This is a genomic window from Collinsella sp. CLA-ER-H4 (assembly GCF_040092395.1).
In the GTDB taxonomy this organism is placed as follows: Bacteria; Actinomycetota; Coriobacteriia; order Coriobacteriales; family Coriobacteriaceae; genus Collinsella.
Map to the genome: position 1 here is coordinate 40,906 of NZ_JBBNLQ010000001.1, position 25,383 is coordinate 66,288.

Genomic DNA, 25,383 nt, shown 5'->3' on the forward strand with positions numbered 1-25,383 from the left:
CGTCCGTCTGCTACAAAGCGCCGAACATCAACATGCGAGGAACAACAGCGTCGTAAAGGGGCTATAGTGGGTGAGTTCGTGTCAATCGGCCTAAACTCGGGGCCGAGCAAGGAAAGGGTATGCATGGACGAACTATTTCACGTCAGCGAGCGCAAGTCCACAATCGGGACCGAACTCCGCGCTGGACTGACAACATTCCTGGCGATGGCCTACATCATCGCCGTCAACCCCGCGGTGCTCTCGGGCGCTGGCATCGATGCGGGAGCGCTCGCCTGCGCCACCTGCCTAGGCGCCGGCATCATGACCATCTGCATGGGCATCTTCGCCAACCGCCCGCTCGCCTGTGCGTCGGGCTTAGGCGTCAACGCGATGATCGCTGGAATCACCACCACCGTCTGCGGCGGTGACTGGCACGTGGCCATGAGCGTCATCTTCCTTGAGGGCGTCGTCATCTTGCTGCTCGTGCTTTGCGGCCTGCGCGAGGCCATCATGGACGCCATCCCGGTTGTCCTGCGTCACGCCATCTCGGTGGGTCTGGGCCTGTTCATCGCCATGATTGGCCTGTGCGATGCCGGCATTATCACCGCTGGCGCCGGTACACTCGTCGGTCTGGGCGACATCACCTCCCCCACCTTCATCGTCGGCATCATCTCCATCCTGGTGACGGTCGCCCTCGCCTGCCGCAACGTCCCCGGCTCGCTGCTCATCGGCATCGTCGTCGCCGTCATCGCCGGTATCCCCTTAGGTGTGACCCATGCTCCGACCGGTATCATCGCCCCGCTCGACTTCTCGAGCATCGGTGGCCCCATCGCCGACGCCGGCGGCGTGCCCGCCATCGTCAAGGTCCTTACCGACCCCGCGCTCCTCGTCATCTCGTTCTCGCTGCTCATGAGTGACTTCTTCGACACCATGGGCACCGCGATGGCCGTGGCCAAGCAGGGCGAGTTCCTCACCGACGACGGCAACGTCGAGAATATCAAGGAGATTCTGATCGTCGACTCCGCCGCCGCTGCTGTGGGCGGTTTCATGGGCGTCTCCTCCATCACCACCTTCGTCGAGTCCACTTCCGGCGCTGCCGACGGTGGCCGCACGGGCCTCACCTCCGTCACCACCGGTGTGCTGTTCATTCTCGCCGCGTTCTTCTCCCCCATCGTCACCATCGTTTCCAGCGCTGCCACCTGCGGTGCTCTGGTCTACGTCGGCTACCTCATGATGAGCGAGGCCTCCGAGATCGACTGGTCCGACGTGTCGCAGGGTTTCCCGGCGTTTATGATTGTCGCCGGCGTGCCCTTCACCTACTCTATCTCTGCCGGCATCGGTCTGGGCTTTATCGCCTACGTGATCGTCGCGCTCTTTAAGGGCGAGGCTTCCAAGATCAAGCCGCTCATGTGGATCGCAGCCCTCGCCTTCCTCGTCTACTTCTTCGTGGCGTAGCGGCATAGTCTGCCAAAGCAAAACAACAAGGCGCGGAATCGCATCGAGCGGCTCCGCGCCTTTCTTTTAGCGTCTGCCCCCGTGCCAGCGTGCGACAATTGAGGCTGTCAATATCACAACACCGAGAGAAGCCTGCCTTGGAAGCGCATCAGAAGCAGATAACCGTTTATTCAGAGTGTGTAGAAGGCGCGCCCGTCATCTACCTCCCCGTGGTTATGGGCGACGGTAGTGAAGTCTACGAGCGCTGCCGAGAGCTCGACTGCCCGCCATTCACCCTTGTCGCCATCGGAGGACTCGATTGGAATCGCGAGTTGAGCCCCTGGGAATGCGACGGAACTATACGAGATGCCGAGCCCTTTGACGGACAGGCTGCTGGTTTTCTTGACGAGTTGTTGAAGCAGATAATCCCAGAGGCCGAATCATCGCTCCCGCAACCGCCCATCTGGCGCGGCGTTGTCGGCTATTCGTTGGCGGGTCTTTTTGCACTGTGGGCACTTTGGCAAACAGATGTCTTTGAGCGCGCGGCGAGTGCATCGGGGTCGCTGTGGTTCCCCGGCTTTATCGACTACGCGCGTGAGCGCACGATGACAGCCACGCCCGACGCCGCTTATCTGTCGCTCGGTAAAAAGGAAACCAAGACGCCCAACCGCATGATGCGGCACGTACTCGACGACACGCGCGCGATGGAAGAGCTGTTTATAGAGCGTGACATTCCAACAACGCTGGAGCTCAACCCCGGCAATCACTTTGCCCAAACTGACCTGCGCATGGCGCGCGGCATCCGCTGGATACTGACGCATTAAAAATGGCGTCCAAGCGTACGCACGGGCGCCATTTTTTGATTTAGCTGAACACAACTACTATTCGACAGTCTCCTCGAGTTCAGATACGGCGGGCGTCGAGGATTGGGACATGGAAGTCCTTTCATAATGGAAGGGCGATCAGGCATATCGGATAACCTGCCCGAACGATACGATCCGAACCATTGTACGTGATACGCCATGTCTCGCACGCGCCGTCACCTGCAAGCGGTAGCGTTACTTCCAAACGCGCTCGACAATGCGCTTGACCAGCGCGATCTTTGCCCACTGTTCGTCCTCGGTCAGTTTGTTGCCAATCTCGCAGCTGGCAAAGCCGCACTGGGGCGACAGGTACAGGTTCTCGAGCGGCACATACTTTGCGGCCTCTTGGATACGTTCGACGATAACGTCCTCGTCCTCAAGCTCAGCCGCCTTTGTAGTGACCAGTCCCAGCACCACCTTCTTGCCGGGGGCGACATACTTGAGCGGCTCAAAGCCACCGGCGCGCGGCGTATCGAACTCAAGGTAGAACGCGTCGACATCCTCGTGCGCAAACAGGTACGGTGCAATGGGATCGTAACCACCCTCGAAGGCATACGTGGAGTGATAGTTGCCGCGGCACACATGCGTGTTGATAACCAGATCGTCGGGCTTGCCCGCGATGGCAGCATTGTTGAGCGCCACGCCCAGCTCGCTCACCTTTTGCAGGTCGACCGGGCTCATGCCGGTTTTGGCGACAAAATCAGTATCGCAGTAGATGCCCCAGGTGCAGTCATCAAACTGGATGTTGCGACAGCCTGCTGCGTACAGGTCGGCGATCACCGTGCGATAAGCGGCTGCAATGGCGTCGGCAAGTTCCTCATCGGTCTTGTAGACGGCGCGCAGACTCTCCTGCTGTCCATCGCAGCGGTCGAGCGTAACCTCCGAGAACGTCTGGATCGGCGCCGGAATGGTTTGACGCGCGACCTGGCCCTCCCCCTCAAGCGCCTTGACAAACTTAAAGTGCTCGACGAACGGATGGTTCTCGCCGCTAATGGGACCGGTTACCACGGCGGTGTCGGCGGTAGTCTCCTCATCGTGAAACATGTAGCCCGTGCGCGAGGCGCGGCGCTCAATGCCGTTGAGTCCCCACATAAAATCGAGGTGCCAGTAGCTGCGGCGGAACTCGCCATCGGTAATCACCTGCAGGCCGGCAGCCTTCTGCTTGGCCACTAAGTCGCGGATGGCCTCGTCCTCGACGGCCTTAAGGCCGGAAGCGTCGAGTTTACCCGCGACATAGGCGGCACGGGCATCCTTTACAGCCTGCGGACGAAGAAAACTGCCGACGATATCGGCGCGAAACGGCGCGTTCGGTTGAATCGAAGTGCTCATAGATATCTCCCTTTGCATTGGTTGCTTTACTGGGACAGAGTATGAGCGCTCATATGGTCATCGTAAAATATACGTTTATAACAGTTTGATATAGATGCTTCCTATATCAGTCTGGACTGTCATAAAGAGACTTGAACTGTGCGGAGCACAGCAGCCTAGATATGCTGACGAATCGCGTCGATATAGGCACGACCGTAGCGCGTGAGCATCGTGTTCTTGCGCGTGATGATGCCAATCTCCATGTACTCGTCCACGTCGAGCGGAATCGAGATAATGCCGGGCCCGTTGAGCTCGTGGCTGATCACGCCCGAACACACCGTGTAGCCGTTGAGGCCCATGGCCAAATTGAACAACGTCGCACGGTCGCGCACGCGGATATTCTTGCGACGCTCAAAGGTCGAGGTCAGCTCCTCGGAATAGTAAAACGAGTTGTAGCTGCCCTGCTCGTAGGACAGGAACGGGTAGTCTTCCAGATCCTCGAGCGTCACGCTCGAGCGGCCCGCCAGCGGATGGTCGGCGCAGACGAAGACATGCGGCGTGGCGCAGAAGAGCCCTTCGAATACGAGCTCGTTGGCGGCAAGCATGCGCTCGATGACCTCGCGATTGTGCTCCGACAGATACAGGATGCCGAGTTCGCTTTTCATATGCGCGACATCCTCGATAATTTCGTGGGTCTGCTCCTCGCGCAGGGTAAAGTCGTAGCGCGCGGCATCGAACTCGCGGATCACATCGACAAACGCATTAACGGCAAAGGAATAATGCTGGCAGCTCACACTAAAGTGCGGCACCTGCTCGGACGTACCTTTGTACTTGCCCTCGAGCAGGTCGGCCTGGTCGAGCACCTGGCGCGCGTAGCCCAAGAAGGTCTCGCCTTCCTCGGACACAATGACGCCCTTGTTGGTGCGCTCAAAGATATGCACACCCATCTCGTTTTCGAGATCGCGGATCGACGCGGTAATCGAAGGCTGCGACACAAAGAGCCGGCGCGAGGCCTCGGTGATGCTGCCGCATTCGGCAACTTTGACGACATATCTGAGTTGCTGGAGCTTCATGGCTTTCTCCCTAGACGTTTGTGACGTCGAAACCCGCCGTGTCCATTTGGCTCATAAACGATGGCATCTCCCCCGTCGCGGCGCAGGCGGCAATCTGATGCAGAGCCCCGGCAACCGCATCATCTGCCGCAGCGCCGATATGCCAGCGTGCGGCAGCCGTGACGGCCTCGTTGGCATTGGCGACTGCAACGGAGTTGGGAACGGCATCGATCATGGGCAAATCGTTATCGGAATCGCCGAATACGGCCACCTCGTCGGGCATCAGGCCCAAAGCACGCGCCAGCTCCAGCGCAGCGCAGCCCTTGTCCCAGCCGGTCGGAAGAACGTCGAACAGGCGCACGCGGTTGTTGGGAAACACGAGCGAGAGCTCCGGCACCTCAGCGGCAACACGCTCGCGCAGCTCGGCGAGCTCCTCGCGCGAACGGGCACTCCAGATATTCGCCTTGTATACCGGGGCATCGTCAACGACAGGACGACAGGGAGCCTCTTCGCCCTTGAGCCACGCGTTGCCGCCTGACTTCATGGCGCGACGCACACGCTCGGGATCGCTTGTCACGCAATAGGCATCGTTATTCCAAAAGTCATCACCCAGACGGTAGACCTTCAAATACGTATCGTCGGTCTCCTGTTCAAAATAATCGGCTAAGCGCATAAGGACATCGTTATCGATTGCGCGCGAAGCGACTACTTCGCCGTCGACAAACATCACCTGGCCGTTACAGAACGCACCGGTCGAATAACACTCGGAACGGTTTTTGAACATCCAGCCCATCGCGGACGGCTGACGACCCGAAACCGGCCCAAAGTGCAAACCCGCCGCCTGCATGGCATGAATACCCTCAATGGCGTAGTCGCTGGCGCCGTCATGCCCGGCTGGAATCAGTGTATCGTCCATATCGGTCAGCACAAGTTTGATCATAAGGTCCCCTCGGTCATTCTTAATCCCATCTATTGTACCGACCTGCCAAAAAGGGACAGGTTTATTTTGGCAGGTAACAACTGGGACTTTGCGTTTTCCCAGATGAAACCTGCCGAAATAAACCTGTCCCTTTTTGGCAGGTGCGCTAGTATAGGGAACAACAGATTCGATGCGGGAGTGCCGGCGGTGCAAACCACAAGGCTGAGAGGGCATGGGCCCAATCCTTTGAACCTGTCAGTTAATGCTGGCGTAGGGAGCATGCCGCCTTTACAGGGGCGCTGTCTATGCACAGCGCCCCTTTTCTATGCCAAGGAGGCATGTGCAGTGATTGATTCGGAACAGCTTAAGCAACATGTGGTCAAGGCCGTGGATGAGATTCGCGCTACCAATCCGATGGCCGGCTCCATCACCAACACGGTGACGATCGACTTTGTCGCCAACGCGCAGCTCGCCGTGGGCGGATCGGCCGCCATGGTCTATTTGCCCGACGAGGGCGAGGCGCTCGTTGCCGGCGGCGGCGCCATCTATCTCAACATGGGAACGCTCTTCCCCATTTACGAGCAAACGATTCCCCGCGCGGCCAAGGCGGCACACGACGCCGGCAAGCCCTGGGTGCTCGATCCGGTGGGCCTGGGTATCGGTAGCCTGCGCACCCAGCTGGTAAACGAACTCAAGCAGTACAAGCCCGCCATCGTGCGTGGCAACGCCTCCGAGATCATCGCACTCGCCGGGCTGTGGGGTCTTGAGGGCGAGGCGGCCGATCTGAGCCGCGTGCGCGGTGTCGATACCACCGACACGGTCGACGCCGCCCGCGACGCCGCCGTGGCGCTCGCCCGCTACACCGGCGGCGCCGTAGTGGTCTCGGGCGAAGTCGACCTGATTACCGACGGCACGACCGTGGCCAAGTCCCACGGCGGCAGCCCGCTCATGTCCAAGATCACCGGTTGCGGCTGCTCGCAGGGCGGCGTGCTAGCCGTGTACGCCTGTGCCGCCGACCCGTTTACGGCAGCCATCTGCGGCACCGCGGTCTACAACGTTGCCGGCACGCGTGCCGCCGCTGTCGCCGATGCCCCGGCAAGCTTTAAGGTCGCCTTTATCGATGAGCTCTACCGCGCGACCGCCCAAGATATCGCTGATAACCAACTCGAGCTCGAGGAGGCATAAGCCATGTCCGAGCCCGTAACTGCTGCTGGAATGAACACACTCGTCGCCGTGGCCATCGCCCCGTGCGGCACCGGCGATGAGCTGTCCGCCGAGGTCGCCGAGGTCGTGCGCATCATTCGCGAGAGCGGCCTTCCCAACCGCACCACCTCGATGTTCACCGAGATCGAGGGCGACTGGGACGAGGTCATGCAGGTCGTGCGCGACGCAACCTTTGTGTTGGCGAGCAAGGGCATCCGCACCGAAGTCGTGCTCAAAGCCGATATCCGGCCCGGATTTACCGACACCATGACCGGCAAGCTCGAGCGCATGGAAGCTCAGATCAAAAAGCAGGAGGAAACACGATGAGTATCCGCGACAACCTTGATATCTCGGCCTATCTGGTACTCGGCCCCGAAAACACGCTCGGGCGCCCCGTGGGCGATGTGGTGGCCCAGGCGCTCGACGCCGGCTTTACCTGCATCCAGGTGCGCTCCAAGGTGGCAAGCGCCCGCGAGATCATTGCGCTGACCGGCGACGCCGCGCAGGCAATCGCACAGGCTGGCAAGACCGGTCAGGTCGCTTTGCTGATTGACGACCGCCTGGACTGCGTACTCGCCGCGCGCGAGCAGGGCATTGCTGTCGACGGCGTGCACGTGGGTCAGAGCGACATTCCCGTCGAGGTCTGTCGCAAGCTGCTGGGGCCCAACGCCATCGTGGGTCTTTCCGCCCGTTGCGAGGAGATGCTCGAGTACGTCAAGACCGCCGACATGAGCCTAGTCGACTACCTGGGCATCGGCCCACTCCACGAGACCGAGACCAAGCGCGACTGCGGACGCGCGGCCGACGGCTCTATCATCACCAAGAGCTTTGAGGACCTAGCCGCACTCCACGCGGCAAGCCCCGTGCCCATCGTGGTGGGCGGCGGTGTCAAGACGGCCGACCTGCCGCAGCTTAAGGCCACCGGCGTCGATGGCTTCTTTGTGGTGAGTGCCGTCTGCAGCGCCGATGACCCCTACGCCGCGGCCAAGGAGCTTGTCGACACCTGGCAGCAGGCGTAAGTCTAGGCCGAGCAGCTGATTCGCAGCCTCATATCTTCAGCAATGGAAAGCGCATCCCAGTTTGGACCTCCATTCCGGGATGCGCTTTCCGCCGAGATGGCGGCAGCAGCCTCTACCCTGCCAGATATGCCTCCAGTGCCGGCAAGGTCGCCTCCGCATCGCGGCGACCAATCTGGTAGATGCGCTCAAGTTCATCGGGCTCGCGACACAGCGACGGCACCTTCACCGATTCGCTCGGACGCACCACAAAGATCTCGCCGGCAGCCTCGCGACGTGCCAGGTCATCGAGCGTGGCATTGTAGACCTCATGCCGGTGCTCAAGCGCTGCGACAAACTCCGGATAGTGACGGAACACGCGCCGCAGCATGGGCATCACGCTGTTGGGCTGCTTCACAAAGCCCGCCGGCTGCGTGAGTACCACGATATTGCGGTCATACCCCTGCGCAAACAGCCACGCGCTGGGAATAGAATCAGCCACGCCACCATCCAGATACTTATGCCCGTCAATAGCAACGGGACGCGTCGCCACGGGAATTGCCGACGACGCCCGAATCCACTCGATATCGCGCTCGTCGCCATACGGCAGATCGTGATAGACGGCCTTGCCCGTCTCGATATCGGTACACACGCACGTAAATCGCATGGGACAGGTGCGATACGCCTCCAAGTCGATAGGATCGCGCTCGATAGGCACCTCGTGATAAGCAAAGTCGGCATTGTACATATCGCCGGTTCGCAGCCAGCTGGTCACGCTCGCATAGCGCCTGTCGGCGCAATAGGCCTTGTTATAGCGAATGGCGCGGCCGATCTGGTGCGATTTAAAGTTGTAGCCAAACGCCGCGCCCGCCGAGACGCCCACCATATGGTCGCAGGTCAAACCGTGCTCCATCCAAACGTCGAGCACGCCCGCCGTATACATACCGCGGTAGCCGCCTCCCTCGAGCGCCAGCCCCACCGTGCGCGTCATATTTGACTGTGCCATGCGACCATCTCCGTTCCTGCGTTTTAAAACGGGACAAGTATACCCGTCAACATATATCGTCCCAGTCGCATTTTTATCGAACATCGCATCGTCGCGCTACCGTTTGTCGAATAACAGCCGCCCACAGCATGTGCACCCATATATAATTGTGCACTATTGTTTACACTACTCAGCTGTTATCAACAGCGAACATTAGCCGGCAAATTAGCTCAACAACGCGGCAAGGCGGGGGCCTGGATACATGCAAAGCGCTGAGCAACGATGCATGTACACAACGAGCTCGCCCGACGCAATCCGCCCCGACCTCAGAAAGCCGCTTAGAACATGGATACTGTCAGCAATTACACCGAAACGCTCGAAAAGACCGTCCGTGACCTTCTCGAGCGTCAGGAGGATCTGATCAGGACGGCCTTTACCGACCAGCTTACCGGGCTTGGCAACCGTGGCGGCTTTGCCCGTTCCCTCGAGGAGCTCTGGGAGCAGGACGCCCCCGTTACCATGGCGTTCATCGATATCGACAATCTCAAGCACTGCAACGACGTCTTTGGGCATGACGAGGGCAACCGCTATATCTTGCAGGTAAGTCTCTATCTTAAGCTGTATATGAAGGTGGGCGAAGCGGCGTTTCGCATAGGCGGCGACGAGTTTGCCATCCTATCTACGATTGCAACCGAGGACGACCTCGCCGAACGTCTGAAACACTGCCGAACGGTTCTGCTCAAAAACAACGATTCCGAGATGCCCCGCTCGTTTAGCTACGGAGTGTCACATGCCGACCCCGCCCTGGGCGAAGCTTCCAATCGCATGACGCTCGATGCCGACCATCGCATGTACGACTACAAGCTACGTCATGCCATGCACCTCGATCGACGCAATATCACGCAAGTCCACGCCGACGACTTCGAAATAAGCGATCGTATTTTTGACGCCTTTTCGATGATCAACGAGGGCCGTTATTTCTTTATCGAGAACTTGGACAAACATCGCACCCTTTGGTCACAAGGTGCCTTGCGCGATCTTGGCCTTCCCTCGGAGCACATAGACAACTGTCGCGATTACTGGAAAACGCGCGTCCATCCCGACGACCTTGAGGCCTGTATCAACGACATCGACCAAGTCTACAACGGCACCAAGCACCGTCGCGTCATGCAGTATCGTGTGCGCAACGCCGTCGGCGACTACGTCCTTTGCCGTGCTCGCGGGTTTCGTATCGACGGCGACGGAAATGTCCCCTCGCTCTATGTCGGTGAGCTCGTCAACCACTCACTTGCCGAAACCGTCGACGCCGCCACAGGCCTCGGAACGCAGCGCATGCTGGCCAACGCCATCGACGCCTGCCGCCGCGATCGTTGCGAGACAGGGCTTATAGCGGTGCGCGTTCGTGGCACGACAAAGCTCAACGAGCTCTACGGGGCCGAGGCTGTCGACAACATGCTTGCCGAATACGCAGGCCGCATGCTGTCGATCACCCGCGGCAGGAGCCGGGTCTACCGTTCACGAAGCGTCCAGTTCGTCGTGCTCAGCAACGACCTAGACCACAAGGCATTCGAGCAACTGACCCGCCACCTTAAAGAGGCCGTTTTCGCTCCTGTTCGAATCGCAGGCGACACCATTACTCCCGTCTGCCTTGTCGTCCCGACCTTTTACGAGCACTTAACCCATCAAGCGACCGCCGTTTTAGGCGAACTCGACCGTCGCCTTCGCACGGCCGGCGGGCTTGTTCCCAACGACAGCCTCCCCATACCCGAGGCGGAGCGCAAAAGCGCCATAGCCGAACGTATCGACTCGCTCACGGGCCTCTATCGACCTAGCGAGTTTATGCGGCGCGCCAACGCATTCCTCGAGGCAAGGCGCGACGGCACCTGGTGCATCGCCACGGTCGACATGGGCCACATGCGCCTGTTTAATGAATGGCACGGCCAGGCCGAGGGCGACCGCGTACTCGCCGATGTGGGCACGGTCCTCAAGGACATCGAGAATGCCGATATGGGCGTCGCAGGGTACTGGGGCCAAGATGACTTTTGCGTACTCATCCCCTTTGAGCACAACACCGTCCGTCAAATCTATGGCCGCGTTCGCGAGGCCGTAGCCAGACATGATGACGGCGTAGGTTTTTGGCCGTCCATGGGCGTTTACCCCATCGACTCCAATGAGGAGATCGCCATCGATGCGCAGGCAAAGGCCATGTTTACCAATCGACGCGCAAAAAACGACTTTAAGGAGCGCATTGCCATTTTCCGCCCCGCGGAGTACGAGCGCGAAGTCGCGTTCCACCGCACGCTGACCGAATTCCAGTACGCGCTGTCAAATGGTCGCATCACGTACTATCTTCAGCCCCAGGTCGATATGGAAACCGGCGAGATTATTGGTGCCGAAGCACTCACCCGCTGGATTGACAAGGACGGCTCTCTCATTTCGCCCGCAACGTTTATCCCCGCACTCGAGGAAAGCGGCTTTGTAGTGACGCTCGACAAGTACATTTGGCAGGGTGTCGCCTCGTGGCTGCGCGAGCGTCTCGATCGCGGTCTTCGCGTGGTTCCGATCTCGCTTAATGTGTCGCGCGTGGATATCCTTGCCTGCGACGTTGCCGAACATATGGGGGCGCTTGCCGCCCAATACAACCTACCGCCCGAGCTCATGCGTATCGAGATCACCGAGACGGCTTATACGGGAGAGTCCGAGGCCGTGGACAAACTGACAGCCGACCTGCACACCCGCGGCTTCTCGACCTATATGGACGATTTTGGCACCGGCCAGTCCACGCTCGCGATGCTCAAGAACGTCAACGTCGACGTCATCAAGCTCGACCGCACGTTTGTGTCCATCGACGGCGATCATGGCCGCAGCACGCAAATCATTTCATCAATGCTCGAGATGGCGCATTCGCTCCATCTGCCCGTCGTGGTCGAAGGCGTCGAGACGAATGAGCAGGCGAACGTGCTACGGCAAATGGGCGCCCGCGACGCCCAGGGCTTCCTCTACTACCGCCCCATGCCAGCGAAGGATTTTGAGGCATTGCTCGATGGTGGCAATAACAACTGATACGCTCGCGCGCAAAACACCACCGCCGAAGGGGGAATTTGCCTCCATTAGTTAACTTATATCCCCAATTCAAACCGAATTGGGGATATGATACAAACCGCTGTTCCGCCCAAGGAGGTTATCCATCATGAACGAATCATATCGCCTGGGTGAGCAATCGATTATTGCCTATCTTCAGCGACTTGCGAATGGCATCTCGACCGCCGAACTCGATGTTGCCGCGCTGCCTGCTGAGCTACGCGCCGTTGGCGAGCAACTGCAAAAGACGCACGCCATCCTGCAGCAAGAGCGCCGGCTGCTTGAGAGCAACGCCTATATCGACCCGCTCACCAACTTGGGCAACCGCAACGGATTCGACCGTCACGTCGAGCAACTCTGGCACAAAGGCAACCCCTTCACCTGCGCCTATATTGACATCGACCATCTCAAGCATTGCAATGATAGGTTTGGCCACGCCGAAGGCAATCGCTATATTCTGGGCATCTGCCGCACGCTCTCCGAAACCATGGAGCACGATGAGATGCTGTTCCGTATCGGTGGAGACGAGTTTGTGCTCATCTCGCTCTCCGCAAACGAGACTGAACTCGAGCAGCGCTTGGAGCAGGTACGTACCGGACTGATCGAGGCGAGCTCAGGTGGCAAGGCGCCCATGATCGGCAGCTTTAGTTTTGGCTGCTCGCGCGTCGATCCACTTGCCGGCGACACGCGTCGCCAGATGACGATGGATGCCGATCGCAAGATGTATCGCTATAAGCTTATGCATCGTGTGCAGCAACCGAAAGACGATGACGCGCCGCAACGCCCAATCGTCGAACAGCTTCCCTGCAACGACCGGGTGTTCCAAGCGATCTCCATGAGCTCCGAGACGCGCTATCCCTTTATCCTCAATCTCGATACGGGCGAATCGCAATGGTCGGTTAACGCCGTGCGCGATTTTGACCTGCCCTCCCAGCACCCTTTTAACTCACTCGACATGTGGCTCGCCCGCGTTCATCCCGAGGACCGCGACAACGTACGCGCCGAGCTCGACATGGTGATAAACAGCACGTGGCACTTCCACTACATGCAGTATCGCGTAATGGATGCCACCGGAACGTACGTGCTTTGCGACTGCACGGGCTACCGCTTGGACGGCACCGATACCGAGCCCGGCATGTATGTGGGCATTATCATCAACCGAAGCTTGGCAGATACGACCGATTCCGTGACCGGCTTGGGCGATATTCACGCCCTGGTCAACGCCATTGGCGAAATGCGTCGCGTGGCGCGCAAGGCTGGTTTGATCGCCATCAAAATCGACGATATCGCTCAGGTCAATGCCCGCTTTGGCTTTGATGCGGGCGACCGCGTTTTGGCAGAAAGCGCCGCCTGCCTCATGGAATGCTCGCGCGGCAAGGGTCGCCTGTTCCGCTCGACGGGGCCGACGTTCGCGGCGCTTTTCGACGACTTTGATCCCGAAGAGACCGACGCGATCGCAGAAGAAATCGAGCGGTTCCTGGGTTCTCCCGTGCTCATCGGCTCGCTTGAATATCAGCCACCCATTCGTGTGGCGACACTTCATCTGGACGCTGTCGATCGACAGCCCGTTTCCATTTTGAACGAGCTCAAAGCGCGGCTTATAGAGGCACCGCAAGTACCGGGCACCAAGCTGGACTAGCGTTGTGGGGCGCGATGTGAAACACAAGCCGTTTCACATCGCGCCCCACGCCATCTGCCCTCTCGTGCGATAATCCTCCGCAGAAGTCACCGACAGCAGAGGGAGTTTGTGATGAAGGTTCTCTTGGTCAATGGCAGTCCCAAGGCAAACGGCAACACCGCCCGCGCACTCGCCGAGGTCGCCGAGCAGCTCAATACCGAAGGCATTGATACCGAGGTGTTTCAGCTGGGCGCCAAGCCCATTCGCGACTGCATCGGCTGCGGTCAGTGCGGCAAACTTGGCGGTCGCTGTACCTTTGACGACGACGTGGTGAACGAGCTCATCGCTGCCGCCGAGCAGGCAGATGGCTTTGTCTTTGGCTCACCCGTCTACTATGCGCACCCCAGCGGACGCATCCTTTCGGCCCTCGATCGCGCCTTCTATGCAGGCGGGCATGCCTTTGAACACAAACCCGGCGCCGCAGTCGCCGTCGCCCGTCGCGGCGGCACGTCGACCACCTTCGATGTGCTCAACAAGTACTTCACCATTAAGCAAATGCCCGTGGTTGCTTCCACCTACTGGAACAACGTGTTTGGCCGCGTGCCCGGCGACGCCGATGGGGACGCCGAGGGCCTTGCCACCATGCGAAACATCGGCAAGAACATGGCCTGGCTCCTGCGCTGCATCGAAGCAGGACAGGCCGCCGGCATCAACGCACCCGAGGCAGATCGCGCAACGACCAACTTCATTCGATAAGTCCAACGGTGGTCACTTCGACGCTCGTTAGAACGGTGGAACATAATATGAACGTGCAAATCTTCGGCACCAAAAAGTCCTTCGACACCAAGAAGGCGCAGCGTTATTTTAAGGAGCGCCGCATTAAGGTGCAGTTTATCGACCTTAAGGAAAAGGAGATGAGCAAGGGCGAGCTCACGAGCGTGATGCAGGCGGTCGGCGGCATCGACAAGCTGCTCAACCCCAAGGCCAAGGACGAGGAGACGCTCGCGCTCATTCAGCACCTCACCCCTAGCCAGCGCTTCGACAAGCTGCTCGAGAACCAGCAGGTTCTAGCCGAGCCCATCGTGCGCAACGGCAAAAAGGCCACCGTCGGTTATTGCCCCGATGTATGGGGAGCCTGGGAGTAGCCTGTGTTATTTGCCGGCGCGTGGGTATAAGAGCAGGCGTTTGGCATAAGATTCAACTGTAAGCCATGTCTAACAAAGGAGGGCACATGCCCAACAAACCCGTGAAGATCATCATGCTTACCGGATACCTCGGTGCCGGCAAGACCACACTGCTCAACCACATCCTCGCTAACGACGGCGGCATCCGCGCCGCCGTGATCGTCAACGATATCGGCGAGATCAACGTCGACGCCAGCCTCATCGCCGACGGCGGCCTTTCCGAGACCGACGACCTCATCCCGCTCACCAACGGCTGCATCTGCTGCACGCTTTCGGATGACCTGGCCAACCAGCTGCAGGGCATCGCCGATTCGGGCGACTTCGATTACATCATCATCGAGGCCTCGGGCATTTGCGAGCCCATCCCCATCGCCTACACCATCTCGAGCTTCTGCGACGAGGCCAAGGTGGGCGGCGAGCCCAAGCTCGCGCTCGACAACATCGTGGCCGTGGTCGACTGCGCCCGCATGTATGACGAGTTCAACGGCGGTCGCGACCTGCTGGCTGAGGATATCGACGAGGATGACATTGAAAGCCTGCTCATCCAGCAGATCGAGTTTTGCTCCACGCTGGTCCTCAACAAGACCGATACCGTGAGCCCTGAGCAGATCGCCGAGCTTAAGGCCATCGTGCGCAGCCTGCAGAAGGACGCCGTGATTGTCGAGGCCCAAAACGGCGAGGTCCCCATGGAAGAGCTGCTCGATACCGACCGCTTCGACTTTATGCGCGCCTACAACTCCGCCGCCTGGATCGAGGCCATGGAGCATCCCGAGGAGCACGACGACCCCGAGGTGCTCGAGTACGACATCGAGACCTTTGTATACTCGCGCCGCAAGCCGTTTGACCTGCAGAAGTTCACCGATTTTGTTGAGCAGGAGTGGCCCGACGAGGTCATTCGCGTCAAGGGCCCGCTGTGGCAGACCGGCGATCCGGACATGTGCTACATGTTCGAGCAGGCCGGCCACCAGATGCGCCTGATGGAGAACGGCCTGTTTGTCGACTCGGCGCCCGAGGGCGAGAAGCAGAAGATCATCAACGAGAACCCCGAGATCATGCAGATTTGGGACGACGAGACGGGCGACCGCATGACGAGCCTGTGCATCATCGGCCGTCACATGGACAAGGATGCGCTCATCGCCTCCCTCGATGCCTGCCTGACCGACTGGCACCGCGCCTAGGTTTATCGAAGCGAGCGTTTGCCCGCCCACGTAACCGCTAACCACCACGAAGGCGCCCCTTCGTGGTGGTTTTTCGTTCTATGCCAAGGAGATTCATGTTCAACATTGTGCTGTATGCGCCCGAGATTCCGGCCAATACGGGCAATATCGGCCGCACCTGCGTGGTCACCGGCGCCCGTCTGCATCTGGTGGAGCCGCTGGGGTTTTCGCTCGACGACAAGACGGTGCGTCGTGCCGGACTGGGCTACTGGCAAAACTTGGACGTGACGACCTATGCCGGCTGGGAGGATTTCCTTACGCGCAACGACCTCTCCCCTGCCGATGGTCGCCTGCATCTGCTGACCAAAAAGGCACGTCGCACCTATGCGCAGAGCACCTACCGCGATGGCGACTACTTGGTCTTTGGCAGCGAGAGCTCGGGCATTCCCGAGCCACTGCTTGCCGCGGCGTCCGAGCGCTGCGAGCGCATCCCGATGCTGCGCGATTGTGACTCACTCGATAACGCCGAGGCCTGGGAAGCCCACGAGGAATCGCTGGGACATACCGAGGACAGCCACGAGGCCATCCTTCGGCAGGATATCTGCGGCAACTTCGTCAATCCCGACGACTACCGCATCAGCGCCCTCAACCTTTCCAACAGCGCCGCCATCGTCCTCTACGAAGCCCTGCGTCAGACAGGCTTTCCGGAAATGTGACAAAGGGACTATCCTTTTGCCACATTCGAGCGCCACGCCGATGGCACACACGCCTAATTGATGCTCTAGATAAAGAGCCCTCACTTTTAATCAGAATTAACTAAAGTAAAATGAAGTTAAACGGCGGTGTGAAAGGAGAGCCTTGTGGAATATCTCGAGAACCCGTTTACCCCCAGTTTTGGTGAGGTTCCTGCCCATCTCGCTGGCAGACAACAGATTATTCGGGATTTGGACCGTGCCTTCTTGAGCCAGCGCAGGCGCCCAGAATTGACCTCGATCTTCTCAGGCGCGCGTGGAACCGGTAAAACCGCTCTCATGTCGTCGCTCGCGACAAGGGCGGAATCCCACGGCTGGATAGCCGTAAAGACGACCGCGCTCCCGGGAATGCTTGAGGAAATCGAGTTCGGGGCGAAACGTGCTGCCGGCCATCTTATCGACCCGTCTAACAACTTCGAAGTCACCGGTCTCGGAATTGCACCGCTCGGCAGCATCGAGGTCAATCGCGTTCACGATGCCTCAACCTGGCGTTATCGCATGAGCGACATCATCGACCAGCTCAACGAGGCGGGCACCGGTCTGCTCGTCACGGTTGACGAGGTGGACCCGGCACTCGACGAGATGATCCAACTCGCAGCGACGTATCAGCACTTTGTGACCGATGGGAAACGCGTCGCCCTGCTCATGGCGGGACTTCCCAACAACGTATCGACGCTACTGAACCACAAGACGGTCTCGTTCCTTCGCCGCGCCCAACAATATCATCTGGGTCGCATTGCCGACTATGACGTGCGCGAGGCCTTGATTCGCACAATTCAGGAAAACGATCGCCTGGCAGATGCTGAGGGAATCGATAGAGCCGTTCGCTCGATCTCTGGTTTTCCCTTCCTATTGCAACTCGTAGGCTACCGTGCCTGGGATCTCACAAGCGATTCGAAGGAAATCTCGTCACGCGACTTTGACCTGGGAATCAAAATCGCGCGCGACGAGATGGACGACCGAATCCTCGCGGCAACCTATCGGGAACTCACGGCAGAGGACAAGCGATTCCTCATCGCCATGCTCGATGACGAGGAAGAGTCCACCACTGCTGACCTTGTCGAGCGCCTTAAGCGTTCGCCGCAGCAGGTCTCCCGCTACCGGCGCCGCATGATAGACGCCGGCATCATTGGGGAACGTGGGCGCGGAATCGTCGCTTTTGAATTGCCATTCTTCCGCGACTATCTCGCCGCTCAATGCGTGAAATAGGCATCAATGAGGCAAAGGGGCTGTCCCTTTGCCTCATTGTCTATAGGTAGCGACCGGTAATGCTCTTGGAGCAGGCCGCGATGTCGCCCGGCGTACCGGCGCAGACAATTTGCCCGCCGGCGTCGCCACCGCCCGGGCCCATGTCGATTACATAATCGGCGTTACGGATAAGGTCGAGGTCGTGCTCGATCACGATAACCGTGGCGCCCTTGGCAACAAGGCCGTCGAACACACTCAGCAGTACCTGAACATCGAGCGGATGCAGGCCAATCGTGGGCTCGTCAAATACGAACACGGCATCATCCTGCACACGGCCCATCTCGCTCGCGAGCTTAAGGCGCTGGGCCTCGCCGCCCGAGAGTGCCGGTGTGGGCTCACCCAAGGTGAGATAGCCCAAGCCCAGGTCGTGTAAGGTCTGCAAGCGCGCCTGAACCTTCTTGAGTCCCACCGTGGCGTCGAGCGCCTCATCCACACTCATATCCATGAGCTGCGGCAACGTCAGCAAGCTCCCGTCCTTGCCCTCGCGATGGATACGCGAAGCCACGTCCGCATAACGCGAACCGCGGCATGCCGGGCAGACGATCTCGACATCGGGTAAAAACTGCACGTCGAGCGATATCGATCCCGTGCCGTCGCACGTAGGACAGCGCAAGGCGCCAGTGTTATAGCTAAAGGCACCCGCCTTGTAGCCAGCCGCCTTGGCCTCGGGCGTACGGGCAAAGGCGCGGCGCAGCTCATCATGGATGTCGGCATAGGTTGCGACCGTCGAGCGCACGTTGGAGCCGATGGGCGTGGCGTCAATCAGGTTGGCACGGACAATGCCTTCGGCATCGACCCAACGCACGTGTCTTGGCAGGCGCTCGCCAGCTGCCTGAGCCTTAAGTGCAGGAATGAGCGTCTCGAGCACGAGCGTCGTCTTACCCGAACCCGAAACGCCCGTTACCGCGACAAGGCGGCCGCGCGGGATATCAACCTCGAGCGGCTTGACGGTATGGATGGCATCGGTCGCCATGCGGATATGGCCCTGATCGAACATTTCCTCGTCAGTCACCTGCGGACGCGAGCGCTTGGGCTCGGCGCGCAAAAACGGCGCGATACGGCTGCCCTGCGATTGCTCCACCTCGTCTACCCTACCAGCAGCGATCACATTGCCGCCGCCTGCTCCGGCAACGGGACCCATCTCGACCAGATAGTCGGCTTCCGCCAGTACGCGCGTATCGTGGTCGACAACAACCACGGTGTTGCCGTCATCAACCAGATCGCGCATCACGCCTACCAGACCATCAACATTGGCAGGATGCAAGCCAATCGAGGGCTCGTCCAGCACATAGAGCACGCCTGTCGATCGGTTGCGCACCACGCGAGCAAGCTGCACGCGCTGGCGCTCACCCGTGGAGAGCGTGGCACCGGCGCGATCGAGTGAAAGGTAATCGAGACCCAGGTCGACCAGACGACGGGCCGCGCTCAAAAACGAATCGCATATATCCGTCGCCATGGGCCGCATCTCGGGCGGCAAGGATGCGGGCACCCCGCGCACCCACTCAATCGCCTCGCCCAGCGTCATGGCCGCGGCCTGCGCCAGATTGATACCGCGCACTTGGGGCTGGCGTGCGGCCTCGGAGAGACGCGTGCCGCCACAATCACGACATGGGCCCTCACGCAAAAAGCGCGCAACGCGTTTTAGGCCCTTGTCGTCCTTAACCTTGGCAAGCGCATTCTCAACGGTATAGACGGCGTTGTAATAGGTGAAGTCGAGCGGCGTGGCGCCCTCTCCGTTTTTGGGAACGTAGAGAATGTGCTTCTTAACCGCCGGACCATGGAACACGATGTCGCGCTCTTGAGGCGTGAGCTGGTTAAACGGCACGTCGGTGCGCACGCCCATCTCGCCGGCCACCTGCTTCATCAGATCCCACATGAGCGTGCCCCAGGGAAGCACCGCGCCTTCGTTGATGGTCTTTGACTCGTCGGGCACCAGGCTCGCCTCGTCCACCTCGCGCATGACACCGGTGCCGCCACAGGTGGGGCATGCACCGCCGCTGTTAAAGGCAAGGTCCTCGGCGCTCGGCGCGTAGAACTCGCAGCCGCATGCCGGACACGTGAGCGACAGGCCCGCAGCCACGTTAAGACTCGGCTCCACACGCACCCCGCAATGTGGGCACACGTGATGGGCGCAGCGGCTAAAGAGTAGGCGCAGGCTGTTGTTGAGCTCGGTCATGGTGCCAAAGGTGGAACGCACGCCTGGCACGCTGGGGCGCTGACGCAATGCGAGCGCCGCCGGCACGTGCAGAACCTCGTCCACCTGGGCGTGCTCGGCCTGCGTCAGACGACGGCGGGTATAGGTGCTGAGCGCCTCCAGGTAACGGCGCGAGCCCTCGGCATAAAGAACGCCCAGTGCCAGCGAACTCTTGCCCGAACCCGACACGCCGGCAATGCCTACGAGCTTTCCCAGCGGGATATCTATATCGATGCCCTTGAGGTTATGGACACGTGCGCCACGTACCTCGATAGCCTGCGGGCTCATCTTCTGTTCCGTCACCTTTATCACCCTACTCATGCCATAAAACTCGATCGCGAACGTACGCGCCCAGCATGGGCACGGTAAACCGGACGAGGCCGTATCCGGCAGCCTCGATGACGCGCTCGCGAATCAGACTTGCGCGATATTTACTCGCCCAACTCTGAGTACGGTCGCAACGCTCAATGATGTCCGCCATGCGCGTCGGCTTGCCCTCGTCAGCCGCCATAGCCTCGATAAAGAGGCGCTGCGGACTGCGCAGCCCGTAATACAGAGGCGCGTCAACCGCTTCGTAGAACTCGGAGACGGCATCCGTATGGCCAGCCTCGACGTCGCACACTTCAATGACCTGCGAGCCACGCCGGACAGCAGACCGCCACATGTAATAGCCCACCAGCTGAACCATATAGGGATGCCCCATGCTCTTGTGTGCCGCAAGGTCCGCCGTCTCCGCGTCAACGTAAAGACCAGCGTCTTTGACCGTCTGGATATATGAATCGCGCACCTTGGGCAAAGATATCGCCCCCAGCGTACGCTGCTGGGCACGCCGCAAAAACGTCACGCTCGGCTCTTCGAGCAGATCGTCAACCATACTGGGTAAGCCGGCGAACACCAGCGCAAGACCGCGCTGGTCGCTATCGGACAAGCCCGTGGCATCCTGGTCTCCAAGCACCTGCTGATAGAGAACGGCAAGAGCCGCCAGTTCCTCGATAGACGCAGACTGCGCCTCGTCAATCGCAAACAGTATGCCCTTGCCTGGACCGAGCTTCTTAAGGCGCTCGTTGACCAGCCCTCGTAACGTCTCGCCCTTTGCTCGCGCCGCCTCGACCGACATCCGGCCAAACGACGGACCGAGCTCTATTGACGTCACAACGGGTTTATTCGAGCGAAGCGCGTCGGCCAAGCGATCGCATAAGCCAAGCGAAGCGGAATCGGAGACAACCGCCCATCCGCGCTCATTGGCTAGACGTTGCAGCTCCCGCAGGAGAACCGTCTTGCCACAGCCGCGGTTTCCCGTAATGAGCATGAGCCTACCCGGCGCTCCGGCGCCGTTATCGAGCCCTTCCTCGAAATCTTCGATGACCGACTCGCGACCAATGAGTATCGGAGGCCGCTTGTCAGCCGTGGGCTTAAAGGGATTTGGATTCATGTCGGCCTCCTCGGATTGGCAAACCCTGGCAATAGTTATACTAACTTATACCGAGTTATACCAATAGCATATGACAAAGGAGCTGTCCCTTTGTCATATGTGGCCGAAAAACTCGGCGTCTGCTGCTCGCCAGGGGCGGAAGGTGGCGGGATCGATCTTTACGTGCGCCGCGGCGGGCACGCCGTACCATTTGACCGTGTAGCCGGCGCCGTGAGAGCAAAAGACCGAGTCGGGCGTGTTGGGCAGATCGGCCTCGGGCTCATAGGCGGCCGTCTCGATTACGCGCTCGGCATCATGGCATGCCGCATAGCCGGCAAACTCCAGGTACAGATGCCCACGACCACTCGTGTAGGCAGCCACCTCCAGCGCGTAATCCTGCACCTCTGATGCCGGTACACGACCCACAAGCTTCGCCCGGTCGCCTGCCATCGTTGGCGGCTCGTACTCGGCACCCATGCGCGTGGCATCCGAGAGCGCCCGGCCCACGCACTCCCCCGGCACCTCGAGTTCAAAGCGATACCACGGCTCCAACAGTACCGCCGCGCCGGCCTCACGCGCCTGCATGAGCCCCTGGCGAATCGCGCGGTACGTGGCCTGGCGAAAATCGCCGCCCTCGGTGTGTTTGGCATGCGCACGGCCGCCCGTGAGCGTAATGCGCACATCGGTGATGGGCGAGCCGGTCAGCGCGCCCAGGTGATCGCGCTCCATGGCGTTGGTGAGCGCCAAACGCTGCCAGTTAAGATCGAGCTCGTCGGTCGAGGTCACGGTGCCAAACTGCACGCCCGAACCCGCTGGCAACGGCTCCAGGCGTAGATGCACCTCGGCATAGTGGCGCAGTGGCTCAAAGTGGCCCACGCCCTCGACCGGCTGCGAAATAGTCTCCTTATAGAGAATGCCGCCAGACTCAAACGCAACCGAAAGGCCAAAGCGATCGGCCAACACCCGCTGCACGACCTCGAGCTGCACCGCCCCCATAAGCTGCAGATGTATTTGTTCAAGATGCGTGTTCCAGCTTACGCCGAGCATGGGATCCTCGTCGGCAAGCTCGGCCAGCGCCTGGAACACCGTATGGACATCGTGTTCGCCCGGAAGCACCGTATAGGTGAGGACCGGCGCAATGACGGGCGCATCGCCCGCGGGCTCCGCGCCCAAGGCGTCCCCTGGGCGAACGTGCGCAAGACCCGTCACGGCACAAATACCGCCAGCAGCAACTTCTTGAGCAAGCTCATACTTCTCGCCGTTATAGATGCGTACCTGATCGACCTTCTGCTCCCATGCCTCGGCACCGGAACGTCCGTCAATCATCTGCTTGGCATGCAGCGTGCCGCCGGTCACTTTTACCCAAGCCAAGCGCTCACCGCGATCCCCGCGGCTGACACGATAGACGCGCGCGGCAAACTCCGGGTGCCATGCCTGTTCGCGCATCAGCGCACATATGCCATCCAGCAGCTCGTCCACGCCTTGGTCCTTGAGCGCCGAGCCGCCAAAGCAGGGAAAGAGCTTGCGCTCGGCAACCATGCGCGACAGCGTCGCGACGGAAAGCTCACCCGCCTCAAGAAACTCCTCGAGCGCCGCCTCGTCCAACGCAGCAGCGTCCTCCTGAACGGCGCCGCCCGCCAGCAGTTCGTTGGCATCCAGGCAGCCTTCGGAAAGGCGCTGCCCGAGCTGTGCCAGCAAAACATCGCGGCCGGGATTCTCCAAATCGATTTTGTTGATATAGATGAACGTCGGAATGTCATAGCGCGCAAGCAGGCGCCACAAGGTTTCGGTGTGCCCTTGCACGCCGTCGTTGGCGCCCACAACCAAAATCGCGTAGTCGAGTGCGCGCAGCGTGCGCTCCGCCTCGGCAGAAAAATCGACATGCCCCGGCGCATCCACGAGCATGACGTGGGTATCGCCGTGGTCGAACACGGCCTGCGACGAGAAAATCGTGATGCCACGCTCGCGCTCAATCTCGTTCGTATCCAGATGCGAATCGCCATCGTCAACGCGGCCGCGCTTGCGAATACGGCCCGCGTTAAACAGCATGGCCTCGGCCAGCGTGGTCTTGCCGGCATCGACATGCGCCAAGATTCCAACGACCACTTGCTTCGACATGGCTCTCCTCTTATTGCAAGCCCATCGCACGCGGCAACGGGCACCCTCGTTCCACACTGGATGATACAATTTACGGGCCGGCGGGCGAAGCGGGCCCTATCCCCCGACCGAGCTCATCGCCCCGCGTTGCCGCGCGGCGATTTTCGTAGGTTCGCGCCTTGCGAAAGCCGGCTTGCAAATCAGCGCAGCGAACGAAAATGGCCCCGCCCGGGCCATTTTCGTTCGTGCGAATTGTTGATATGAGGCGTCGCTCTTACGCCTCGCGCAGCCAATCGAACGCGACACGCGCCGTGCCGTCGGACACATAGACGATACCAGCGCGCTCAAAGCCGGCCTTTATGATGGCACCCTGCATGGGCAGGTTGTCCTGATGCGTGTCGATACGCAGGTGATCGGCACGCTCTTTGGCAAAGGCAAACATCGCAGCCGCAATACCGTGTACGGCGCCATCGGACGCCACACGGTGCAGCACGGCGTACGGAGTGTCGCTGCGCCATTGACCATCCTCAATTACGTCATAGCACTCGTCCGGGCCCGGTAAAAAGGCAAACGTCGCCACCACGCGGCCGTCGACTTCGCACACATAGCTGCCACCGGCGGCAATATCGGCAGCCAGCCGCTCGGCAGAAGGCGTGCCCTCGGGCCACTGCGTGGCGTTGCCATGCGCGCGCATAAAGGCACGGGCCACGTCATAGATAGCCATGACGGCGGGAATGTCGGTATCGAGGGTTTTCTGATCATCACGCGGCGACCTCACGTTTATTGGTATCACTTTGATTGAGCAATGATACCAACGTTTGGAGAGGGGCGCGATGCAGATGGGGAGCAAAAAGCGAGCCGCCTGGTCAAAAGCAAAAAGCGAGTTTTTGAGCACTGCCACCGGCGGCGATATGAGCGACCTGTTTGCACGCGAGGACGAGCGCCGCGACGCTCTGGACGCCGAGCGCGATGAGGCCTGGCGCTACAAGTCGTGCGAACGCAAAAACCGTTACGACACACGCGCCGAGGCCGAGGCCGTTATGGCCGACTGCGAAAACCGCGGACGGCGCGGTTTGGCCTGCTACAAATGCGAATACTGCGGTGGATGGCACCTGACGTCGCACCCTTGGAAATAGGCGCCGCATCGGCACGGCATTGACGGAGTGCCAGCCATCGTACGCAAGCTACGGGCGCGGCGGCACCAAAACATCGTAGCGAACGGCCTTGCCCGCAAGCTGATAGCTCGGCTTAACGCCGGCAAGCAGCGGGCCCTTCACCGGCCGCTTGATAACGACCTTGTGCGGGTGTACCGCAAGCGCAGCTTCGACCAGCGTCTCCTCATCGGCACACGGCTGTTCCAGATGATGCAAAAGTTGGAACTTCTTTTTCACCGCCGCGCTCTTGGTGCGCCCGGGAAACATGGGGTCCAGATACACCACGTCGGGAGCGGTGAGCTCGCCCTGCCCGATCAGCTCAGCTGTATGGCGAAGGCCGGCAATACTGTCCTCGCCCGCATGCAAGCGCATTCGGGCCACGGCAGTCGCAAGCACCGGATCATCTGCCGCGCGATCCAGGGCATCCTTGAGGAGCGCCGCGATCACGCAATCCTGCTCATACAGATCGACGGTAAAACCCGCGGCCGCCAACAGCAGCGAATCCTCGCCAAAGCCTGCCGTGGCATCAATCGCCCATGGGCGCTCGATGCCTTTTGCGCGCGCAGCCTTTACCAGCAGTTCTTGCTGCAGACGGCCCTGCTTGAGCCGTGGAAGCATGCGGCCAAAATCGGCACGCAGCTCCATCGTGCCGTCGGTGAGCGTGAGGCCCTCGGGCTTCCCGGTCAGCTCAAGCCCCGCGGCCCGAGCAACAGAAAAGGGATCGACGACACCCATGGACACTCCTTAAC

22 protein-coding genes and 1 riboswitch are annotated in these 25,383 nt (G+C 60.1%); of the genes, 13 read left to right on the plus strand and 9 right to left on the minus strand.

Going from position 1 to position 25,383, the window contains the following annotated elements:
- The first annotated feature begins 123 nt into the window (after nucleotides 1-123).
- Nucleotides 124-1,434, plus strand: coding sequence for an NCS2 family permease (locus tag AAAX34_RS00175; RefSeq protein ID WP_117840585.1), 1,311 nt, complete (start codon nucleotides 124-126; stop codon nucleotides 1,432-1,434).
- A gap of 137 nt (nucleotides 1,435-1,571) precedes the next feature.
- Nucleotides 1,572-2,237 (plus strand): alpha/beta hydrolase-fold protein, encoded by a 666-nt coding sequence (locus AAAX34_RS00180; RefSeq protein ID WP_349109596.1) that lies wholly within the window; start codon nucleotides 1,572-1,574, stop codon nucleotides 2,235-2,237.
- Between the two features lie 234 nt (nucleotides 2,238-2,471).
- On the opposite strand, the gene AAAX34_RS00185 is transcribed toward AAAX34_RS00180, so the two are convergent.
- From AAAX34_RS00185 to AAAX34_RS00195, 3 genes are all read right to left on the minus strand, one after another.
- Nucleotides 2,472-3,605 (minus strand): 5-methyltetrahydropteroyltriglutamate--homocysteine S-methyltransferase, encoded by a 1,134-nt coding sequence (locus tag AAAX34_RS00185; RefSeq protein ID WP_349109597.1) that lies wholly within the window; start codon nucleotides 3,603-3,605, stop codon nucleotides 2,472-2,474.
- Nucleotides 3,606-3,760: 155 nt separating this feature from the next.
- Complete coding sequence (locus AAAX34_RS00190) at nucleotides 3,761-4,657, minus strand: LysR family transcriptional regulator (RefSeq protein WP_349109598.1); 897 nt, start codon at nucleotides 4,655-4,657, stop codon at nucleotides 3,761-3,763.
- 10 nt (nucleotides 4,658-4,667) lie between these two features.
- Complete coding sequence (locus tag AAAX34_RS00195) at nucleotides 4,668-5,576, minus strand: HAD family hydrolase (protein ID WP_349109599.1); 909 nt, start codon at nucleotides 5,574-5,576, stop codon at nucleotides 4,668-4,670.
- Between the two features lie 163 nt (nucleotides 5,577-5,739).
- A riboswitch (TPP riboswitch) is annotated at nucleotides 5,740-5,849 on the plus strand.
- 51 nt (nucleotides 5,850-5,900) lie between these two features.
- On the opposite strand from AAAX34_RS00195, the gene thiM reads away from it, so the two are divergent.
- The 3 genes from thiM to AAAX34_RS00210 are packed head-to-tail and all read left to right on the plus strand — an operon-like array spanning nucleotide 5,901 to nucleotide 7,777.
- On the plus strand, nucleotides 5,901-6,740 hold the full coding sequence (thiM, locus tag AAAX34_RS00200) for a hydroxyethylthiazole kinase (RefSeq protein ID WP_349109600.1): 840 nt from the start codon (nucleotides 5,901-5,903) through the stop codon (nucleotides 6,738-6,740).
- 3 nt (nucleotides 6,741-6,743) lie between these two features.
- A complete protein-coding gene (locus tag AAAX34_RS00205; RefSeq protein ID WP_349109601.1) occupies nucleotides 6,744-7,085 on the plus strand; it encodes a thiamine-binding protein in 342 nt (113 codons plus the stop codon).
- Entirely contained in the window at nucleotides 7,082-7,777 is a 696-nt protein-coding gene (locus tag AAAX34_RS00210; protein ID WP_117769839.1) for a thiamine phosphate synthase, read from the plus strand. The genes AAAX34_RS00205 and AAAX34_RS00210 overlap by 4 nt, the downstream gene beginning before the upstream one ends.
- 112 nt (nucleotides 7,778-7,889) lie before the next feature.
- Here the strand turns inward: AAAX34_RS00210 and AAAX34_RS00215 are convergent, their stop codons facing one another.
- Complete coding sequence (locus AAAX34_RS00215) at nucleotides 7,890-8,759, minus strand: patatin family protein (protein ID WP_349109602.1); 870 nt, start codon at nucleotides 8,757-8,759, stop codon at nucleotides 7,890-7,892.
- Nucleotides 8,760-9,083: 324 nt separating this feature from the next.
- Between AAAX34_RS00215 and AAAX34_RS00220 the strand changes: the two genes are divergently transcribed.
- The 7 genes from AAAX34_RS00220 to AAAX34_RS00250 all read left to right on the plus strand — a co-directional run bounded on the left by AAAX34_RS00220 (nucleotide 9,084) and on the right by AAAX34_RS00250 (nucleotide 17,739).
- Nucleotides 9,084-11,801, plus strand: coding sequence for an EAL domain-containing protein (locus AAAX34_RS00220; protein ID WP_349109603.1), 2,718 nt, complete (start codon nucleotides 9,084-9,086; stop codon nucleotides 11,799-11,801).
- Between the two features lie 127 nt (nucleotides 11,802-11,928).
- The gene (locus AAAX34_RS00225; RefSeq protein ID WP_349109604.1) at nucleotides 11,929-13,458 is read left to right on the plus strand and encodes a diguanylate cyclase; all 1,530 of its coding nucleotides are present in this window, start codon (nucleotides 11,929-11,931) and stop codon (nucleotides 13,456-13,458) included.
- Nucleotides 13,459-13,569: 111 nt separating this feature from the next.
- Nucleotides 13,570-14,193 carry a flavodoxin family protein gene (locus tag AAAX34_RS00230; RefSeq protein ID WP_349109605.1) on the plus strand — a complete coding sequence of 208 codons (624 nt, stop codon included), beginning with the start codon at nucleotides 13,570-13,572 and terminating at the stop codon, nucleotides 14,191-14,193.
- 47 nt (nucleotides 14,194-14,240) lie between these two features.
- Entirely contained in the window at nucleotides 14,241-14,582 is a 342-nt protein-coding gene (locus tag AAAX34_RS00235; protein ID WP_055252194.1) for an ArsC/Spx/MgsR family protein, read from the plus strand.
- 86 nt (nucleotides 14,583-14,668) lie between these two features.
- Nucleotides 14,669-15,799 carry a GTP-binding protein gene (locus AAAX34_RS00240; protein WP_349109606.1) on the plus strand — a complete coding sequence of 377 codons (1,131 nt, stop codon included), beginning with the start codon at nucleotides 14,669-14,671 and terminating at the stop codon, nucleotides 15,797-15,799.
- 95 nt (nucleotides 15,800-15,894) lie between these two features.
- Nucleotides 15,895-16,494 carry a tRNA (cytidine(34)-2'-O)-methyltransferase gene (locus tag AAAX34_RS00245; RefSeq protein WP_349109607.1) on the plus strand — a complete coding sequence of 200 codons (600 nt, stop codon included), beginning with the start codon at nucleotides 15,895-15,897 and terminating at the stop codon, nucleotides 16,492-16,494.
- A gap of 384 nt (nucleotides 16,495-16,878) precedes the next feature.
- Entirely contained in the window at nucleotides 16,879-17,739 is an 861-nt protein-coding gene (locus AAAX34_RS00250) for an ATP-binding protein (protein WP_349109608.1), read from the plus strand.
- Nucleotides 17,740-17,779: 40 nt separating this feature from the next.
- On the opposite strand, the gene AAAX34_RS00255 is transcribed toward AAAX34_RS00250, so the two are convergent.
- From AAAX34_RS00255 to AAAX34_RS00270, 4 genes are all read right to left on the minus strand, one after another.
- Nucleotides 17,780-20,275, minus strand: coding sequence for an excinuclease ABC subunit UvrA (locus AAAX34_RS00255; RefSeq protein WP_349109609.1), 2,496 nt, complete (start codon nucleotides 20,273-20,275; stop codon nucleotides 17,780-17,782).
- A 10-nt stretch (nucleotides 20,276-20,285) separates the two neighbouring features.
- A complete protein-coding gene (locus tag AAAX34_RS00260) occupies nucleotides 20,286-21,404 on the minus strand; it encodes an ATP-binding protein (protein ID WP_349109610.1) in 1,119 nt (372 codons plus the stop codon).
- A gap of 93 nt (nucleotides 21,405-21,497) precedes the next feature.
- Nucleotides 21,498-23,501 (minus strand): translation factor GTPase family protein, encoded by a 2,004-nt coding sequence (locus tag AAAX34_RS00265; RefSeq protein ID WP_349109611.1) that lies wholly within the window; start codon nucleotides 23,499-23,501, stop codon nucleotides 21,498-21,500.
- A 253-nt stretch (nucleotides 23,502-23,754) separates the two neighbouring features.
- Nucleotides 23,755-24,258 carry an N-acetyltransferase gene (locus tag AAAX34_RS00270; RefSeq protein WP_349109612.1) on the minus strand — a complete coding sequence of 168 codons (504 nt, stop codon included), beginning with the start codon at nucleotides 24,256-24,258 and terminating at the stop codon, nucleotides 23,755-23,757.
- A gap of 109 nt (nucleotides 24,259-24,367) precedes the next feature.
- Between AAAX34_RS00270 and AAAX34_RS00275 the strand changes: the two genes are divergently transcribed.
- On the plus strand, nucleotides 24,368-24,616 hold the full coding sequence (locus tag AAAX34_RS00275; RefSeq protein ID WP_229025960.1) for a hypothetical protein: 249 nt from the start codon (nucleotides 24,368-24,370) through the stop codon (nucleotides 24,614-24,616).
- Between the two features lie 48 nt (nucleotides 24,617-24,664).
- On the opposite strand, the gene AAAX34_RS00280 is transcribed toward AAAX34_RS00275, so the two are convergent.
- Nucleotides 24,665-25,369 carry a class I SAM-dependent methyltransferase gene (locus AAAX34_RS00280; RefSeq protein ID WP_349109613.1) on the minus strand — a complete coding sequence of 235 codons (705 nt, stop codon included), beginning with the start codon at nucleotides 25,367-25,369 and terminating at the stop codon, nucleotides 24,665-24,667.
- Between the last annotated feature and the right edge of the window lie 14 nt (nucleotides 25,370-25,383).